Annotated in this window: 13 protein-coding genes; 10 read left to right on the top strand and 3 right to left on the bottom strand. The window is 46.8% G+C overall.

The window, feature by feature from the left end; all coding sequences use genetic code 11:
* Positions 1 to 174: 174 nt before the first annotated feature.
* From LKI20_RS07235 to LKI20_RS07205, 7 genes are all read left to right on the top strand, one after another.
* A complete protein-coding gene (locus LKI20_RS07235) occupies positions 175 to 1,488 on the top strand; it encodes a sugar ABC transporter substrate-binding protein (protein WP_291772193.1) in 1,314 nt (437 codons plus the stop codon).
* Positions 1,489 to 1,505: 17 nt separating this feature from the next.
* The gene (locus tag LKI20_RS07230; RefSeq protein WP_291772190.1) at positions 1,506 to 2,426 is read left to right on the top strand and encodes a carbohydrate ABC transporter permease; all 921 of its coding nucleotides are present in this window, start codon (positions 1,506 to 1,508) and stop codon (positions 2,424 to 2,426) included.
* 12 nt (positions 2,427 to 2,438) lie between these two features.
* The gene (locus LKI20_RS07225; RefSeq protein WP_291772187.1) at positions 2,439 to 3,350 is read left to right on the top strand and encodes a carbohydrate ABC transporter permease; all 912 of its coding nucleotides are present in this window, start codon (positions 2,439 to 2,441) and stop codon (positions 3,348 to 3,350) included.
* 141 nt (positions 3,351 to 3,491) lie between these two features.
* Complete coding sequence (locus tag LKI20_RS07220; RefSeq protein WP_291772184.1) at positions 3,492 to 5,375, top strand: GH32 C-terminal domain-containing protein; 1,884 nt, start codon at positions 3,492 to 3,494, stop codon at positions 5,373 to 5,375.
* A gap of 113 nt (positions 5,376 to 5,488) precedes the next feature.
* The gene (locus tag LKI20_RS07215; protein ID WP_291772181.1) at positions 5,489 to 6,328 is read left to right on the top strand and encodes a class I SAM-dependent methyltransferase; all 840 of its coding nucleotides are present in this window, start codon (positions 5,489 to 5,491) and stop codon (positions 6,326 to 6,328) included.
* Positions 6,329 to 6,516: 188 nt separating this feature from the next.
* Positions 6,517 to 6,939 carry a cupin domain-containing protein gene (locus LKI20_RS07210; protein ID WP_291772178.1) on the top strand — a complete coding sequence of 141 codons (423 nt, stop codon included), beginning with the start codon at positions 6,517 to 6,519 and terminating at the stop codon, positions 6,937 to 6,939.
* Entirely contained in the window at positions 6,939 to 7,385 is a 447-nt protein-coding gene (locus tag LKI20_RS07205; RefSeq protein WP_291772175.1) for a VOC family protein, read from the top strand. The genes LKI20_RS07210 and LKI20_RS07205 overlap by 1 nt, the downstream gene beginning before the upstream one ends.
* Before the next feature lie 169 nt (positions 7,386 to 7,554).
* Here the strand turns inward: LKI20_RS07205 and LKI20_RS07200 are convergent, their stop codons facing one another.
* Complete coding sequence (locus LKI20_RS07200; protein WP_291772173.1) at positions 7,555 to 8,610, bottom strand: Gfo/Idh/MocA family protein; 1,056 nt, start codon at positions 8,608 to 8,610, stop codon at positions 7,555 to 7,557.
* Between the two features lie 179 nt (positions 8,611 to 8,789).
* Positions 8,790 to 9,329 carry a peptidylprolyl isomerase gene (locus tag LKI20_RS07195; protein WP_291772170.1) on the bottom strand — a complete coding sequence of 180 codons (540 nt, stop codon included), beginning with the start codon at positions 9,327 to 9,329 and terminating at the stop codon, positions 8,790 to 8,792.
* Positions 9,330 to 9,663: 334 nt separating this feature from the next.
* Here LKI20_RS07195 and LKI20_RS07190 point away from each other — a divergent pair, with 334 nt between their 5' ends.
* Positions 9,664 to 12,486: a phosphatase PAP2 family protein gene (locus LKI20_RS07190; RefSeq protein ID WP_291772167.1), complete on the top strand. Its 2,823-nt coding sequence runs from the start codon at positions 9,664 to 9,666 to the stop codon at positions 12,484 to 12,486.
* 124 nt (positions 12,487 to 12,610) lie between these two features.
* Positions 12,611 to 14,461, top strand: coding sequence for an oleate hydratase (locus LKI20_RS07185; RefSeq protein ID WP_291772165.1), 1,851 nt, complete (start codon positions 12,611 to 12,613; stop codon positions 14,459 to 14,461).
* A gap of 198 nt (positions 14,462 to 14,659) precedes the next feature.
* Here the strand turns inward: LKI20_RS07185 and LKI20_RS07180 are convergent, their stop codons facing one another.
* Entirely contained in the window at positions 14,660 to 15,475 is an 816-nt protein-coding gene (locus tag LKI20_RS07180) for a Cof-type HAD-IIB family hydrolase (protein WP_291772163.1), read from the bottom strand.
* A gap of 191 nt (positions 15,476 to 15,666) precedes the next feature.
* Here LKI20_RS07180 and LKI20_RS07175 point away from each other — a divergent pair, with 191 nt between their 5' ends.
* Positions 15,667 to 16,848: a M20 metallopeptidase family protein gene (locus LKI20_RS07175; protein WP_291772160.1), complete on the top strand. Its 1,182-nt coding sequence runs from the start codon at positions 15,667 to 15,669 to the stop codon at positions 16,846 to 16,848.
* Positions 16,849 to 16,904 lie beyond the last annotated feature (56 nt).

Genomic DNA, 16,904 nt, shown 5'->3' with positions numbered 1-16,904 from the left:
GGTGTTGCTCCGTTTTGAGTCCCAAAATATGAAATTGACAAGATTGAACCCGTTCATTACACTTTGAAAATGAACGGGTTCAATACATAGTGGTGTTGCCCGCCAAGTGAAAGTGGGAAGACAATGAAATCTGTATCTCCTTTGTTGCGAAATCGCTTGAAAAGGGGTGTCACAGTGAGTTTGGCATCTGTGGCAGCAATCGTAACGGTACTGGGAACTGTTGGCTGTGGAGAAGCTGAGCGTGAAGCAGCTAAAGCAAATAGTAATGAGATCACGTTGTGGACACATACAGCGGGATTTGACGATCAACTCAACGCAGTGAAACAGATCGTTAAAGATTACAACGCTTCTGCAGATAAGAAAGCAACTGTAAAAATTCAGGCTTTCCCGCAGAGTTCATATAACGATTCGGTAATTTCTGCATCATCTGCTAATAAACTTCCTTGCCTAGTGGATGTTGACCAGCCGAATATACCGTATTGGGCATCGGCAGGCGTCATACAGCCTTTAACAAATAAAGATTTACTCAGCCGATCTGAAGAACTGCTTCAATCAGCTGTTGGCAAGTGGAACGATGCTACGTATGGAGTTGGATATACGGATGACACTGTAGCTTTGTTTGCTCGTAAATCTGTTTTGAAATCGCTTGGTATCAGAGAAGCTACATTCGATCAGCCTTGGGACAAAGCCGAGTTGATGGACGCATTGAGCAAAATGAAGAGCTCTGGGAAAAATCCGGTTACTGGAACAGCATGGGACTATCCGTTGGATATGGGAACGGCATCTTCAGGAGGGGAGTGGTACTCCTATGCATTTTCTCCGCTCTTGCAATCCTTTGGTGGGGACCTCATCAATCGCGAAAACTACAAAACGTCACAGGGAGTGCTGAATAGCTCGAAGGCCATTGAGTTCGGTAACTGGATGCATTCGCTTGTCACAGATAAATATATGGCTGTGAAAGGAGCTTCGGATACAGGCCTCGAGTTTGTCAACGACAAAATTGGATTGTTGTATTCAGGCGAGTGGACGTACGGAACCATGAAAGACAACAATATTGATATCAGTGATATTGCCATCATGCCGCCACCCGACTTAGGGGAAGGGCCAGTCACTGCCGGAGGTGCTTGGGAAGTCGCTGTTACAAAGAGTTGCAACAATACCGAAGCTGCCCAAGACTACATGAATTTTTCTTTGCAAGATAAATATATTCTGAGCATGGCTGGGTCCAGTCTCCCAGCCAGCGAAGCTGCCATGGCGCAATCCGACTTATATAAGGAGGGTGGTGACCTCGCAGTTATGGCAGAAATCTCTAAGAAGTACGTCAAGATGAGACCTGAAACACCTTCGTATAGCTTTATCTCAACTGAATTCGACAAAACTATTTCAGACATCATCAACGGTGCCGATGTGAAACAGACTCTCAACTCCGCGGTGACTGCCATTGATGCCAACATCCAGAGTACTGAGCAGTCGTCAAGCTCTAAGTGAGCTTAGGAGGAAATGTTATGTCATCGTCAACGACTGGAATCACTAAACAGCGTGGTTCAACATCGTTTGATGGACGCTCGCAGAACCGTGTGGGGTGGGCTATGCTCACTCCCGCGGTGCTGTTACTGCTGGTGTTCATTGTTATCCCAGTGGTGTTGGCTTTTGGCCTCGCCTTTACTGATGCACAACTTATCTCAACAAAAGCGATGAGTTTTACGGGGTTGAGTAATTTTCAGCGTTTATTTTCTGATCCGACTTTCTGGCGGGCGTTACTCAACGTTATTGTGTTTTCCCTAGTGGTGGTTCCTCTACAAGCAGGTTTGGGATTATTCCTAGCAATACTCATTAATAAAAAGGTACGTAGCTCAGTCTTCTTTAGGACTGTATATTTTCTTCCAGTAGTCACTTCAATGGTTGTGGTGTCGTTGCTGTGGATGTTCATATATCAAAACAATGGTATGCTCAACGTTTTACTTGAAAAAGTCACGTTTGGACACTGGACCCCAGTTGACTGGTTGAACGATTCACGAGTTGCTCTGGCGGCAATTATTGTTATGTCGATATGGCAGGCAGTAGGTCAACATATGTTGATCTGGCTGTCGGGATTACAAACCATACCTGGTGAATTATATGAAGCCGCAGCTTTGGATGGAGCAACGGGATGGAAATCATTTGCCCATGTCACTTGGCCCTGTTTGCGTAGCACTCGCAACATGATTCTGATAACCATCACTATTGCAGCTATGGGATTGTTTACACAGATCAGCGTCATGACCCAAGGCGGCCCAAGAGATTCAACAACAACCGTAGTATTCGAGGCGGTTCGCTCGGGTTTCCAACAGCAAGAGATGGGTTATGCGTCTGCAATCACACTCGTATTCTTTATCTTGATTCTTGTGATAACTGGTATTCAGCGTTATCTCACACGAGAGAAGTAGGGGGATTGAGCAATGAATATAAGGCATTCGCGTAGTGCACGCAGAATCAAGAATAATGGAGACCATGTCACAATTGCTGGGTGGATAATTCGCTTAGCTTTTGCGGTGTTGTTTGCTTTCCCTCTGATTTTCATGGTGGTGTCGAGCTTTAAAAGTGACGGCGCAATTATGAATGATCTTGGCTCGTTGAAATCATTCTTGCCTATCGGCGATCTTTCTCTAGAGAATTATCAGCAAGTTTTTTCTCGAGTTCCAGTGATGACGTTCTTGATGAACTCGGTTGTTATCACACTCATTACCGTCGTTCTAGGGATAGTAGTGAATTCCATGGCAGCATTTGGTTTGAGTAGACTGCGTGTGAAAGGTAGAGCGGTAATTTTCACCTTCATATTGGCCACCTTGATGGTACCGTTTGAAACATATGCCATACCGTTGCTGTGGTGGGTGAATCAGCTCCCAGGTATCGCTATAGATCAATTTGGTCCATACTTCACACAAGGATGGATTGACACAATTTATGTCCAAATAATCCCATTTATAGCTAATGCTTTCTCGATTTATTTGTATATGCAGTATTTTGATTCGATCCCCAAAGAGCTTGATGAAGCTGCTCGTGTAGATGGTGCTGGCTGGTTCAAAATTTATTCAAGGATTGTGATGCCTCTGTCGGGGCCAGCTACTGCAACGGTAGTTATTCTGAGTTTTCTGCCTATGTGGAATCAGTACGTATGGCCTCTGATGGTTGTGCAGTCCGAGTCGCATCGGCCGGTGATGATTGGTATCCAATACTTCCAGCAGATGACCACATCGTGGGGGCAAATTATGGCTTATTCTTCTCTGATAACAGTGCCGATAATTATAGTTTTTGTACTTTTTCAGAAACAGTTTGTCAATTCAATTGCCTCTTCAGGAGTCAAAGGCTAAGTGTCCCTCGAAGGACGTACAACATTGAAATGTGGGAAAATGACCTCAATGGTATTCAGCGCAGAAGAATACTCGCGCTTGGAAGTGTTTTATCAAAGGCAATCAGACTATGACATGTGTGCCTCACAGCAGGACTGCAGTTTGAGATTCACAGCGTATTCGGCAGATGGCAGTGTCAGAGTGTTGAGTGAAAGGCTTCAATGCCATCGGCGTGGGTATGAACGTTTTGAGATACCTCTTGTTGAAGACGGCGAAGAGTTTGCACTGGAATACCTTGGTTTGAGTATTACATTTGCATATCTTTCGAGACCGTGTGGCAAAGGCCTGCAGTTTAAGGATATGAAAGACCGAAACCCCCAGTGGATCTCATATCAGCTCGGTAAGGGCATACGTGTGCTAAATGAGCAGGCAACTGCCACAACCGATCTGATCGCTAGACAGTCCGCAGTGCATGCTGAACCACCAAAACATTGGATGAATGACCCTAATGGCTTATGCTTCTTCCAAGGTTTCTACCATTTGTTCTTCCAATTCAATCCATATAGCTCCACTTGGGACAATATGCATTGGGGGCATATGGCGAGTAGGGATCTCGTGCATTGGATATACCAGCCAGTAGTATTTTGGCCCCAGCAGGAATTGAATGAAGATAGTCGTTTGACGGGTGGTGCATTTTCAGGAAGCGCGATTACCTTGAATAGCCAAGGTAATTTGGCTTCTGGAGAAGATGCCCAGATTCTCAGAGTGTTTTTGACTAGACATTTCGCGAGCAAAGAAGTTCCATCGCAGATTGTGGAATATCAAACCACAGCGTGCAGTCTGGATGGTGGGCTGTCTTTTTCAGATGAACAAACACTCGTATGGCGTGACCGTAGTGAAATAGGTGTTGATTTCAGAGACCCAAAGGTGAATTGGGTGGCGGATACGCATAGTGCTGATGGAATATGCGGACACTGGTCTATGATCCTTGCGAGCAATATGCCTTGGTCCGCTTCCAAGAGTGATTCATTTACGATGAATTGCGATGGTGGGCCTGCACAGGGTTCTCTAGATGAGGTTGGCTCATACGCACCACCTGCTGGCAGATCAGCTGCGCTGGTTCAATATGTGTCGAATGATTTGCTGCACTGGGAATGGAAAGGTACGCTCCTTCAAGACCCACGGGGAGAAGATGTTAGAACATACGAATGTCCTGATTTTTTTGAACTGGACGGTATGTGGATTGCTGCGGCATCATTGATGAATTATCGTGATGGGTGTGGTCGATTCCAGCCTGTGATGTGGTATGCCGGTTCATTTGATGGAGAACGACTTACCCCTCAGTACTCTGGGCTGTGCGATTTTGGTGGTGCCTACTACGCTTCGCAAAGCTTCAGCTATCAAGGGCGGCGTATTGTTATTGGCTGGTTGTGTGATTTCTATGGCCTTCGCACGCAGCTACCATACCAAGCAAACGGTGTGATGAGTTTACCGAGAGAATTGGGATGGAGCAATGGCAAACTCATTCAACATCCAGTTGCTGAGGTATATAGGGAATTGCTTGGAGACACGCTATTCGAAGTTGAACGACACGGTGATACCAATACATCTGTCTTGGAGGATGATAGAGGGATAACAATTCCCCAAAATGCATATTATTGTGCATGCGATTTGCTCAGCGACAACGACTTCACCATTCAGCTTGCAGTCTTGAGAGAAACTCGAAATGATGGAGAACAGCGGCAGTACGAATCAGTAAACAAGACTTTGTCGTTGGTAATGCGATCAGGACGCTTGTTATTGGAAACACAGGGTGCTCCAACAGACTCAGTCCATTTTGAATCTCCAAGTACGGATATCCGGCATCTTGAGATATTTTTTGATCAACAGGTAGTGGAGGTATTCGTCAACCACGGAGAATCTGTTGGAAGCTTGGTGTTTCCGTCAGATGACAGCATCGGGAACGTTAAGTTCCTTCATGGTTGCAACTGTGCGATAGCAAAAGTGTCTCTACGACAGCTGCGGACGCTTAGCACAGATATCTGATAGTGCATCGTGGACTCCCAGATTGCAATGCACTCTACAAGTTATCTGGGAGTTTGCCGGTTTTTTTATTGTTGCTCTTGTGGCATTTGCTGCAGGAAGATAGTTTGGGCTGTATGACCAGCCCAAGTAAATCCTCGTCACCAGAGTCTTCCAAACAGCTCAACAATGAAGAGTTACCTTTTGCCCAGCGTGATTCGGCGCATATTCCGGGGCATTGGTTGTTGGCACGTCTTGGCAAGAGAGTGCTCAGGCCAGGTGGTTTGCAATTAACTAGGCAACTACTTGCACATGCAAAGCTCGAAAATCAAGATGTGGTGGAGTTTGCACCAGGTTTAGGTGCCACAGCGTCAGAGATTCTTACATATCGCCCATCGGGTTATACCGGAGTAGATGAGGATTCTAAGGCTGCTGTAATCGTCAACAAGGTAGTTGCAGGCAAAGGGAGATGTATCACGGCGAAAGCCCAAGATACAGGCTTGCCAGACTATAGCGCCGATGTAGTTGTTGGCGAAGCTATGCTGACCATGCAAAGCGACCGTGGTAAACAGCAAATCATTTCAGAAGCTTGGCGTCTACTGCGACCAGGTGGAAGGTATGCTATCCACGAACTTGGTTTGGAACCCGATAATTTAGAAGGTGACACCAAAGAACAAATACGCAAAGAGTTGGCGCAATCCATTAAAGTTAATGCTCGACCTCTGACTACTTCCGAGTGGAAGAGTTTATTGATTTCAGAGGGCTTTGAAGTTGATTGGGTTGGTACGGCACCCATGGCATTGCTACAGATAAAGCGTAATATCGCGGATGAAGACTTCATGGGGGTGCTGCGGATACTGAAAAATATCATCCGTGATAAACAGGCCCGCAAGCGCGTGATGACTATGAGACAGACATTTACCACATACAAACGGCATATACATGGTATTGCGATAGTTGCGCATAAGAAGGCTTAATAGAGGAGTCGCCAATGGCAGTCGATCACACAGAGACTCAACGGTTATTCTTCCGCGGTAATACAGGTCACTGTGGGGCTCGATGTGCAGGTATAAATTCACCTGTGGGATTGACATTTCTATAACAAACAATGCGATTATGAAATCTTGATCATTGACATGAAGCAGTACAACTGAAAGGAATAAGCATGGCGGAACATGAGGAGCTGAAAGTTGCTAAGAGCGCATTGATAGCAGGACAGCCGCGAGTTGAAGGATCAGAGGCGGCAGAGGCTTTGGAGCTTGGTTATATTCCTGATGTGAGTTCTCTTGTTAAGGTCCAAGACGAGGCTACTGTTTCTCGCACCATTATGCAGCAGGCTGGTGGGAATGTGGTGCTGTTCTCTTTCGATGCAGGACAGCAACTCAGTGAGCATACGGCTGCTATGCCAGTATTTGTGCAGACAATTTCAGGTCATCTCAAAGTTACAGGATCAGGTGAGACAGTGGATTTGCTGCCTGGGGGGCTTATATATTTCCCAACCCGTCTGCCACATGCTGTGCAAGCTGTAGAACCGTCAATCATGATGCTCACGATGATTACACCAGCACGTGCCGCTGTGAACGCATAATGATTGATCACATCACACTGCGGGTCACAGACATTGGGCGCTCCATTGATTTTTATACTCGAGTGTTGGCCCCGTTAGGCTATGTTCCTAAGGTTCAGCACGATGAGACGATTGGTTTTGGTGTCTCAGATGGGACGCCGCACGCCGATTTTTATGTGTCTCCAATGCTGCCGTCCCAGGAGCCAGCCATTGGGGATGGTCGACATGAAGTTTTATCGCCTATTACGCATATTGCATTCCAAGCGCGTAATGATTCTTCAGTGAGATTGTTCTATCAAGCTGGTATTGCAGCTGGGGGTAAGGATTATGGACAACCAGGATTAAGAGATTATCACCCAGGGTATTTTGCTGCTTTCATATTAGATCCCGATGGTAACAACATCGAAGCTGTTGTTGATTGGGCACATGGTGAGTCATCACAAAATCGGACGCAACAACAATACTGAAAACTGTGTAGATGAAACTGTGTAGATGGAACTGTCTATATAGCAAACTGTCTGCAGATGTCCCCAGAATATCTGAAATAAGTGAGATAGGCGGCTGTTTACACACCATGAGTATGCCGCTGCCAATATGGTCAGCGCACTGGCAGCGGCATGGACGAGAAGATATTATTTAGTGTTGTGGTGTGGTCTCAAAGGGGTACCGTACACCCCAGATTCCACGTATCTCATCCATCATTTTCATGATTCGAATCGTGTCCGAATGAGGCATCTCGGGGCACTCCTGCTTCCCCTCAAGTATTGCGTGTGCTGCTGATTCGACTTCGTATTCATAGCCGGTGAGTTGTTCGGGAATGCGATAATCAGTGATTAGCTTATAATCTGGCCCAAAGGTTTTGATCGAGGAAATGTCGTTGATGTTTTCACAGATGAGTACGCCTTTGGTACCCCAAACGCAGCCAGTGCGATCCGACTGGCCAAGCATGCTGCTGGTGGCTACAGCCATGATTCCATCATCATAAAAGAGTGTGGTCGAGCTTTGAGCGTCAACACCAGTGCTATATGGCTGGTATGCGCTAGCAATCCGGCTAGGATTTCTTCCTTGTAATGCCATATCCAAGAAGTTGAGAGGGTAGACGCCTACATCGAGCAGTGCGCCGCCAGCCAACGATGGATCGACAAGCCGTGCGTGACCAGTGATTGGATAACCAAGATTTGCGCTAGCTGAGACCACCTGTCCAATCTGGCCTGAACTGATAATCTCATCGATGATGCCACGAGAGGGCATGTACCGTGTCCAAATTGCTTCAGTACAGAGTAAACCTTTGGACTCAGACAGCGCGAAAACTTGCTGCGCCTGCTCAGCGTTTGCAGTAAATGACTTTTCAACCAATATATTCTTACCGGCCTCAAGGCAAAGAAGTGCCTGCTCGGCGTGCATGCTATGTGGAGTGGCGATATACACCAGATCGACATGTGGATCTGCCACCAAGTCTTCGTATGAACCGTAAGATACAGGTAGGCCATACTGTTGTGCAAAAGTGCTGGCCCGTTCTGAATCACGGGCAGCAACTGCATATGGATTGATTAAGCTGCTATAGCGTTTGTCAGATGCCATGGCGAGCAGTGTGCGCGCCATCGTGTTAGCAATTCCACCTGCACCGAGAATAGCAACATTGATCTGACCATCTCGCGTGCGGTGGTGCTGAATTGGAGCTGTTGCGCTCATTTTGGTTCCCCTTTGAACAGTCGTTATTAATGCATGTTATCTGTGTTGTGTGTACTTTCGAAGATTATGGTTAATATTTGGCATTAATACATACATCAACACCATCAGCGAATAAGAGAAAACCCCACGTCTTCGTTATGCTGGTATGCACTGAAAAGAGTGGGGCTTCGTTGAGAAGTTCAGATGATTTCGATGGTTTCAATCATCACTGGTTCCTCAGGAACATCTGAAGAATCGGTGGTGACAGCGTCAAGAGCGTCCACAACTTTGCGGGAATCTTCATCGGCGACTTCACCAAAGATAGTGTGATGACCATTGAGCCAAGGAGTGGGGACTGTTGTGATGAAGAATTGTGAGCCATTCGTACCATGAACTGCGCCAGTCCGTGGATCGCGACGAAGCCCTGCATTGGCCATCGCGAAGAGATAGGGCTTATCGAATTTTAATGAAGGATCAATTTCGTCATCAAAGTTGTAGCCAGGTCCGCCAGTGCCGGTCCCAAGAGGGCATCCTCCTTGAATCATGAAGTCTTTAATGATGCGGTGGAAGGAAAGTCCGTTGTAAAACGGTTCGTTACTCTCTTCACCAGTGAAGGGATCGGTCCATGTTTTGCTGCCGTTGGCGAGGCCGATGAAGTTTGCAACTGTTTCAGGTGCATTTTGGTCGAAAAGATTAATACGGATATCACCCATAGAGGTGTGCATAATCGCTGTTGTCATAGTTCTTAGTTTGTCATGCCTTGCAGACCATTGCACAGCCGAGTTCTTGTCCTGATCAGAGTTAACTGCAATACGGGTCGGTATATTTTCGCAGAATTTCGATGAAAACACTGATTGTATTGCAGATGTATCAACTTGTCTCATGTCCTTCGGCGTCAGGGCTAGTTAGGTGAAGTTGGGATGAACACTGAATGAAGGTCAATGCCTTGGGGCGTGGCTGATGAAGTTAGAGGTTTACAACGGAAGTACCCCCGTTGTGAAAAATGCGTCAGTGTATGGGGATGTGGCGCACGTTCTCGAGGGTTGATGAATCATGAACACATTTGGAGAACACATGAAGAGAGCTTTGAAACTCGTGTCTGCTTCTGTGCTTGCATTGGCCACGCTAGTACCTGCCACTGCAGCCCAAGCCGCAACGAGTTATACGTCAGACAGTAATAAACCGAATGTCGTTACCCTTCTGGGTGAATATAACAATTGGTGGACGCCTAAGGCGAACGCAAGCAACGCAAGCAACGATGTCTACCGCGGTAGTGTCAGTGAAGCAGGCAAAAGTGTGCTGGCAAAGAACGACACACTGACAGAGAGCATTAATAACGCTACTGCCAGTAGCACGGCAACAGTGGATGGCACACACACCCAGGCGCAACGAGCCTTAATTGATGCGGATCAGAATGCTAAAGAGACATACTCAGATGCACTTGGTCCGATTCTGAGCAAATTCTTGGTGAATGGTCTTAATGATGGATCATTGCCCAAAACCAATGCTTTACTATTCAGCAAAACTGCGACGGTAACCACTTATCTAGGTACAGGTGCTGCAAAGCAATATTTCAATTATCCACGTCCTTTCTTCACTGTTGCTCAGGACAGACAAAACCGTTCTATGAGTGGGGAGAATAACCTCAACGGTTTGAAGTCAAAGCTGCAAATCAGTCGTATTGCTGATTGGACAGATACCAGCACAGGGCTGACGCACAGTGCAAGCTATGCAAGTATGTTTGCCGCGCCTTCACAAGCATTCCCTTCGGGACATACCACCTATGCATATTCTGCGGGAATCGGTCTGGCTACATTACTGCCTGAATTAGGCACCGAAATTGTTACTAGAGCTTCAGAAGCTGGTAACAACCGTATTGCTCTTGGAGTGCATTATCCACTCGATGTAATGGGTGGACGTATCAACGGGGAAGCGGCGAATACCTCACGGTGGTCAGATGAAAACTTCCGCAATGACGAACTGCTGCCAGCTAGAGAAGAGCTGCTTAACTATATGACCGCACAGTGCAAAGCTGCGGGTTACGGCGATACTTTCCAGGATTGCATCGATAAAACTGGGGCAAATGATGCCAATGGATACACCAATACATTCACTGACGCTGTTTCAACCACGCCTGTCACAGATCGTGCTTCAGCAATATCTGCTTACACAGCACGCATGACTTACGGCTTTAATCAAACCAGTGCATCAGGTAAAGCAGCCGTAGTTCCAGAGGGTGCAGAGAACTTGCTTCTCACAGCTTTCCCCACGTTGACGGGTTCACAGCGCAAAGCGATTTTGGCAGCAAGTGAAATTGATTCAGGCTATCCTTTTGATTCATCATCAAATGGTTATGAACGGTTGAATCTTGCTAAGGCATACAGCGCCAAAGTTACGTTGAGCGCAGACAAGCAGAATATTCTCAGCATCTCCTTCGGTAACAGCAAACCCTCAGTGAGTGTGTCCAGCACGGACGCGATAACTGGATTGCTTGCAGATTTCGGTAAATATTGGCAGGCAGGTGTCGGTGTTACTGCAGCAGGTAGCAGCGTGTTGAAGCACGATGATGATTTGACTGTGTCAATCAACAATAAAGCGGCAACTGAAACAGCTAATGGTACCAACGACCAGCAGGCCAGAGCCGTGGTTGATGCAGAAATGAACTCAGAGAAGACTCTTCATGATGCCCTAGGAACTGTTATAGGTAATTATTATGAGGAAGGCATTAACGGTGGCAAGCTCTCCAAGACCGCAGATTATCTGAAAGATATGAGCGCTTCAGCTAGCACCGGCAAGGCCAAAACCGCCTTTTCGCACCCACGCCCATACGTAGATCGTGTGAATTACAATGGCACAACGCTTAATCTCAACGGTTTGCAACAGACGCTGGGAATTAAGAAGGTGGCTGCGTATGAACAACAAGGTCAATATGACGGCCTCGCATCATCGGGTTCTTTCCCATCTGGTCACACCACTTTCGCTTTCACTCAGGGAGCTGGACTGGCCAGCATTCTGCCTGAATTTGGCACCCAAATTATGACTCGTGTATCTGAGGCGGGCAACAACCGTATCGTGCTCGGCGTGCATTATCCACTCGACATTATGGGCGGACACATTGCTGGTCAGTACGGTGTAGCAACTGCACTGAATGACCAAAGTGTGAGTGCAGAAGAACAATCAGCACGTCAAGAGCTTGTCAGCTATCTGACTTCGCGATGCAAAGCTGACGGTTATGGTGACACCTTGGAATCATGCATCACTGCCACAGATGCAAAGAGCTCTAAGGGCTACCAAAACTCCTTCACAGACAGCGTTTCAACGAAGACTGTAACTGATACAACGAGCGCAATTGCTGCTTACACATCACGGATGACCTACGGTTTTACCCAGACAGGTAAAACGGGACAAGCTGCAGTTGTTCCCGACGCAGCGGTTAACCTGTTACGCAACGTTGCTGGTTACAGCTCCTTAAGCGACGCACAGCTGAAGCAAGTTCTAGCATCAACAGAGATCGACTCCGGTTACCCCCTCGATGCTTCGAGCGAGGGTTGGGGAAGAATCAATCTTGCTGCCGCATACAGCGCTAAAGTCACTGTAGATACCAAGGGGAATGTGGTGAAGGTTACTACTGGCCAGAACGTGGCTTCTGTAGAAACTCAAAGCGATGCTTCAACTCAACCTGGTACTGACAAAGGCAACACATCGACTCCTACTACATCCAACAACACGCAGCACAAGGGAAATACCAAGAACAATGCCGGCAATAGTAAGGCATCCAAGAAGACGGATGCGCTCGCGACTACAGGTGCGCAAAGTTCTGTTCTGATGGCAGTTGCTACCTTGCTGTTACTTACAGGTGTCACAATTACGGTGATTATTCGTAAACGCATGCACTGAAATCTGTACTAGGTAATCTGTACGAGGTGATCAGTACGCGATAATGTGTGCGAGGTAACAAACAAGTGGGGCTCAGGGAAAACCTGAGTCCCACTTGTCGTATGTCGCCCAGTTGTATGGTTCCATGCATGCTCAGCATGGTGACTCGCTGCGCTTGATGGGAAAAGATGCTTGCGCCATCTGCAGACTTAGGATTATCGGGGTTAGAGTGGTTGAGGTTCATGATTGGGGCGGTGAAGTTTCATCGGTGAAGGGAATTCATAGAAGAATTCTCAGAAGGAAGGTCAGCGCAATGGCTAGGGCTTACATGATTGGTGCAGGGATTGGCAATCTCGCAGCAGCAGCGTACTTAATTCGCGACGGTTATTGGAGAGGGAGTCAAATTACTATTATGGGTTTGGACGACCACGGTGCCAATGATGGTAACGCGGTTGAGGAATTCACCAGAGAATATGGCATTTCAGATCTTCAGCGTAACCAAGGTTTCGTGAACCGCGGTGGGCGCATGCTCAATGAGGAAACCTATGAGAATCTTTGGGACTTATTCTCTTCCATCCCATCATTAGATACACCAGGTTTGAGCGTTACTGAGGAAATTCTTCGTTTCGATCACGCACATCCAACTCATGATGTTGGTAGATTAATCGATTCTTCTCAAGGCATCAGAAATAAGGGTGATGCCAATGATTACAAGCATATGCAGTTCAACAACAACGATCGAATGCTGCTTAGCAAATTAATGATGATGCCGGAATCTGATGAGCGCAAACTCAACGACATCAGTATTGAACAGTGGTTTGCATCCAGTCCGCACATCTTCCGAACGAATTTTTGGTACATGTGGGAGACCACATTCGCCTTCAAAAAATGTAGTTCTGCTATGGAATTACGACGTTATATGAATCGTATGATTCTGGAATTCAGCCGTATTAATACGCTCGAAGGGGTTACGCGTACGCCCTACAACCAGTATGAGAGTCTCATCCTGCCGTTACGCAAATGGCTTGAAGACAAGGGTGTGCATTTCGTTACCAACATGATGGTTACCTCGTTTGTATTCAAAGACTCCGCGTTACGAGATGAGATTTTGGTAACTGGTCTGGAATATCGCATCGTTGCGGGTGAGCAACAGGGGGATGAAGGCATTATTGATGTTGCCCCTGAAGATTTGGTATTTGATACCAACGGTTCCATCACTGATAGTGCTTCCTTGGGTGATTTAGATACACCTATTACAGAAGATATGCGTTATGCTCCGAGTGCAGCATTGTGGAAGCAAGCTGCTGAGCATTTCTATGATCTAGGACATCCTGACAAATTCTTTGGGGATCGTTCACAAAGCGAGTGGACGAGTTTTACTGTCACCACCAACTCGCATCTGTTGATTAATGAGATAGCTGCAATTACTCAGCAACGTCCAGGCAATGCGTTGAATACCTTTATTGATAGTCCAGAACTGCTTTCTCTGGTGGTGCATCATCAGCCACATTACAAAGCTCAAAAGGAAAATGAAGGTGTGTTCTGGGGATATGCTCTTAATCCTCGTGAGTCGGGCGTATACGTAAAGAAGCCTTTTATTGAGATGACGGGTCGTGAAATGCTTGAGGAAACACTTGCGTTGCTTGCTCATGCTGATACAAGAGCTTCAGGAATTGCACAGCGTCACGATGAGATTATGGACTCTATTGTGAACGTAGTGCCAGCACATATGCCTTACGCTAGCGCGTTATTCAACCAGCGATCAGTTGTAGATCGTCCTTTAGTGGTGCCGAGGCATTCACGGAATCTTGCTTTTATTAGCCAATTCGCCCATATGCCATTCGACATGGTGTTCACCGAGCAATACTCAATTCGTTGCGCACAAGTGGCGGTCTATCGATTCTTGGGGATTCCGAGCGACCGGCTTACTTCATTGCACCACTATGAAAAGAACCCGAAAGTACTGTTGTCAGCAATGAAGACCATGTTTAGGTAGGTTTCGTGAGAATGTGATCACTATAATGTTCGATTCACACTGAGTAAGACCCGCTAATCCCTATGCGCTTGCGTTTGTGTAGGGATTTTCTGGCAGAGTCTGTCTATCCGATTTCTGAGAACGTTGAAATTTCAACGTTCTCAGAAATCTTTCTATTGGTTATATTCAGAAATCCCTACAGAACTGAAAAGTCAGCAATTATAGGACGTGAAAGTGGCGTAAAGCATTGAGAATGCCGTCATCGTCGACTTCAGTGGTGATGTAATCAGCAGAAGCTTTGGCGTTAGGCGTAGCGCCGCCCATCGCGACTCCAATTCCAGCGAAGGCAAGCATTGAGGCATCATTGCCGCCATCGCCGAAAGCGATGGTTTCTGAGGCTTTCAAACCCAAATGTTCGATGAAGCACTGGATACCTCTCGATTTACCTCCGTTAGCAGGAATCAAATCCGTGAAAGCCCTGTGCCAACGCACGCCGGTGGTGTGTGGCAATTTGCTGACGATTTCCTGCTCCTGCTCGATATGAATGAAAGGGCTCATCTGATACGTCGGATGCTGCAATGCACGTTCCACATTGTCTACTTGAACATCCGGTGCGCTCTTACCTAATACAGCCCATGCATCTCGTAAGGTTTGGGTGTCCTGATTGAAGTAGGTGTAGTCCACCTCTGCGAAACTACTCACAAGAGTGGGGTGGTTGTGGAGATAATCAATAAATAGACGGATATCTTCCTGATCCAGAGTCAGCTCATTTACAAATCCGCTAGCGTCATAGCAATATTGGCCATTCAACGTGATGTATCCATCGAATTCAACAGGTATCATCCGCTGCGCTGCATGCAGTTGGGAAGGAGCTCGACCAGTGCAGATAAAAATCTTCACTCCTCTGGCTTTGAGATCTCCCAAGGCGATTATGGTCGAAGCTGGTACGGAATGCGTATTAAAACTCGTGAGTGTGCCATCAATATCGAAAAATGCTGCCTGTATAGGTGAGTTGGTGTTCACATGAGCGACCATGCTGCTGCTCCTTGGGTTGACGTTGTCACCTGATATATCGAGATTATCAGCCGTCATCTACGGACATTTACCTACCAAAGACGCATAACAGGTAATGTCGAAGCAATAAGTAAAAGGGGCATAAGCAGAAGGGGCACAACTTCGTGCAACAATCCCTTAAAGAGATCAGGTCAGTAGATAGAGGAGCAACAATGAGCAGGGAATATCTTGAGAATGCTGATAGGGGAGACTACAACTCCTCTAATATGGCGGAGTTATTGGGGATTCGCAAATATCTTCATCAACATCCTGAGTTGGCATTCAAAGAATACGACACTAGTGCCTACCTCAGGCAGCAGTTGGATGACCACGGTATTGAGTTGCGCAGAGTGAATCTCGACACTGGTGTATTTGCTCGTATCACAGGCAGAAGGCCAGGGCCGCATATTGCATTACGAGCTGACATTGACGGTTTACCGGTTGTCGAAGAATCCTCATATCCTGATCATTCTTTGAATATAGGGTATATGCACGCTTGCGGTCATGACCTTCATATGACAGCTTTACTAGGAGCTGCCTTCGATCTATATAGCAGACGCGAATCATTGCAAGGCACTATTGACCTGATATTCCAGCCAGCTGAAGAGATTGGTAAAGGTGCGCAGGCCGTGATGAGAGCCGGAGCGCTCGAGGGTGTGCAAGCAATTGCAGGGATCCACAACAATCCTGACTATCTCCCAGGTCAAATTGCGATTGGTACGGAACCTATGATGGCTGGCTGTGCTCGCTTTGCAGTCAAGTTGCACGCCGAAGGCACACATGCCGGATATCCACATAAGGGAACAGGCCCTATGGAAGCAATGGCTACGATGATGTTGTCTACGCAAACTATTGTGAGCAGAAACGCTTCGCCGTTTCACTCTGCAGTGTTGTCCATTACCGAGGTACATGGGGGCAGTGTATGGAATGTGGTCCCCGCGGAAGCTGGTTTTATGGGGACAGCTAGATTCTTCACGGAAGGAGATAAAGTGCTTCTCCGTGACCGTCTTCGTGCACAAATTGCTGGTATCAGTGAAGGATACGGTATTTCAGCAGAGGTTGATTGGGAGGATATTAGTAATCCGCTTGTAGGAGATCCACAACTGAGCACACTGGTAGCAAGTCATGTCGGAGAGTATGCATCATTGCAAAAAATACAACCGAGCATGGCTGGTGAAGACTTCTCAGATTATGCACATCAAATTCCAGCGGTGTTTGCATTCGTAGGTTCAAACGGACGGCCTGGGCACCATAATTTGCATAGTCCAAAATTCCTTGGATTAGATGACTGTTTACCGACCGCAGTAGGTTTTTATACCTCGACAGCTGAAATTCTCTTGCAGTATTTGAGTTGAATATTGCCAATGCTGCGACAGTAATCTCGTGTGAGGGTACTGATTTTGCCGAGTGT

Source organism: Bifidobacterium sp., from assembly GCF_022647885.1.
Taxonomy (GTDB): Bacteria; Actinomycetota; Actinomycetes; order Actinomycetales; family Bifidobacteriaceae; genus Bombiscardovia.
This window is presented reverse-complemented; position numbering and strand designations above follow the sequence as displayed.

What these genes read in the sequence shown, in the direction of transcription:
- LKI20_RS07200 (WP_291772173.1), bottom strand. Translation starts at nt 8,610, where the DNA reads ATGAGCGCAACAGCTCCAATTCAGCACCACCGCACGCGAGATGGTCAG.
- LKI20_RS07210 (WP_291772178.1), top strand. Translation starts at nt 6,517, where the DNA reads ATGGCGGAACATGAGGAGCTGAAAGTTGCTAAGAGCGCATTGATAGCA.
- LKI20_RS07195 (WP_291772170.1), bottom strand. Translation starts at nt 9,329, where the DNA reads ATGACAACAGCGATTATGCACACCTCTATGGGTGATATCCGTATTAAT.
- LKI20_RS07180 (WP_291772163.1), bottom strand. Translation starts at nt 15,475, where the DNA reads ATGGTCGCTCATGTGAACACCAACTCACCTATACAGGCAGCATTTTTC.
- LKI20_RS07215 (WP_291772181.1), top strand. Translation starts at nt 5,489, where the DNA reads ATGACCAGCCCAAGTAAATCCTCGTCACCAGAGTCTTCCAAACAGCTC.
- LKI20_RS07225 (WP_291772187.1), top strand. Translation starts at nt 2,439, where the DNA reads ATGAATATAAGGCATTCGCGTAGTGCACGCAGAATCAAGAATAATGGA.
- LKI20_RS07190 (WP_291772167.1), top strand. Translation starts at nt 9,664, where the DNA reads ATGAAGAGAGCTTTGAAACTCGTGTCTGCTTCTGTGCTTGCATTGGCC.
- LKI20_RS07185 (WP_291772165.1), top strand. Translation starts at nt 12,611, where the DNA reads ATGCATGCTCAGCATGGTGACTCGCTGCGCTTGATGGGAAAAGATGCT.
- LKI20_RS07205 (WP_291772175.1), top strand. Translation starts at nt 6,939, where the DNA reads ATGATTGATCACATCACACTGCGGGTCACAGACATTGGGCGCTCCATT.
- LKI20_RS07175 (WP_291772160.1), top strand. Translation starts at nt 15,667, where the DNA reads ATGAGCAGGGAATATCTTGAGAATGCTGATAGGGGAGACTACAACTCC.
- LKI20_RS07230 (WP_291772190.1), top strand. Translation starts at nt 1,506, where the DNA reads ATGTCATCGTCAACGACTGGAATCACTAAACAGCGTGGTTCAACATCG.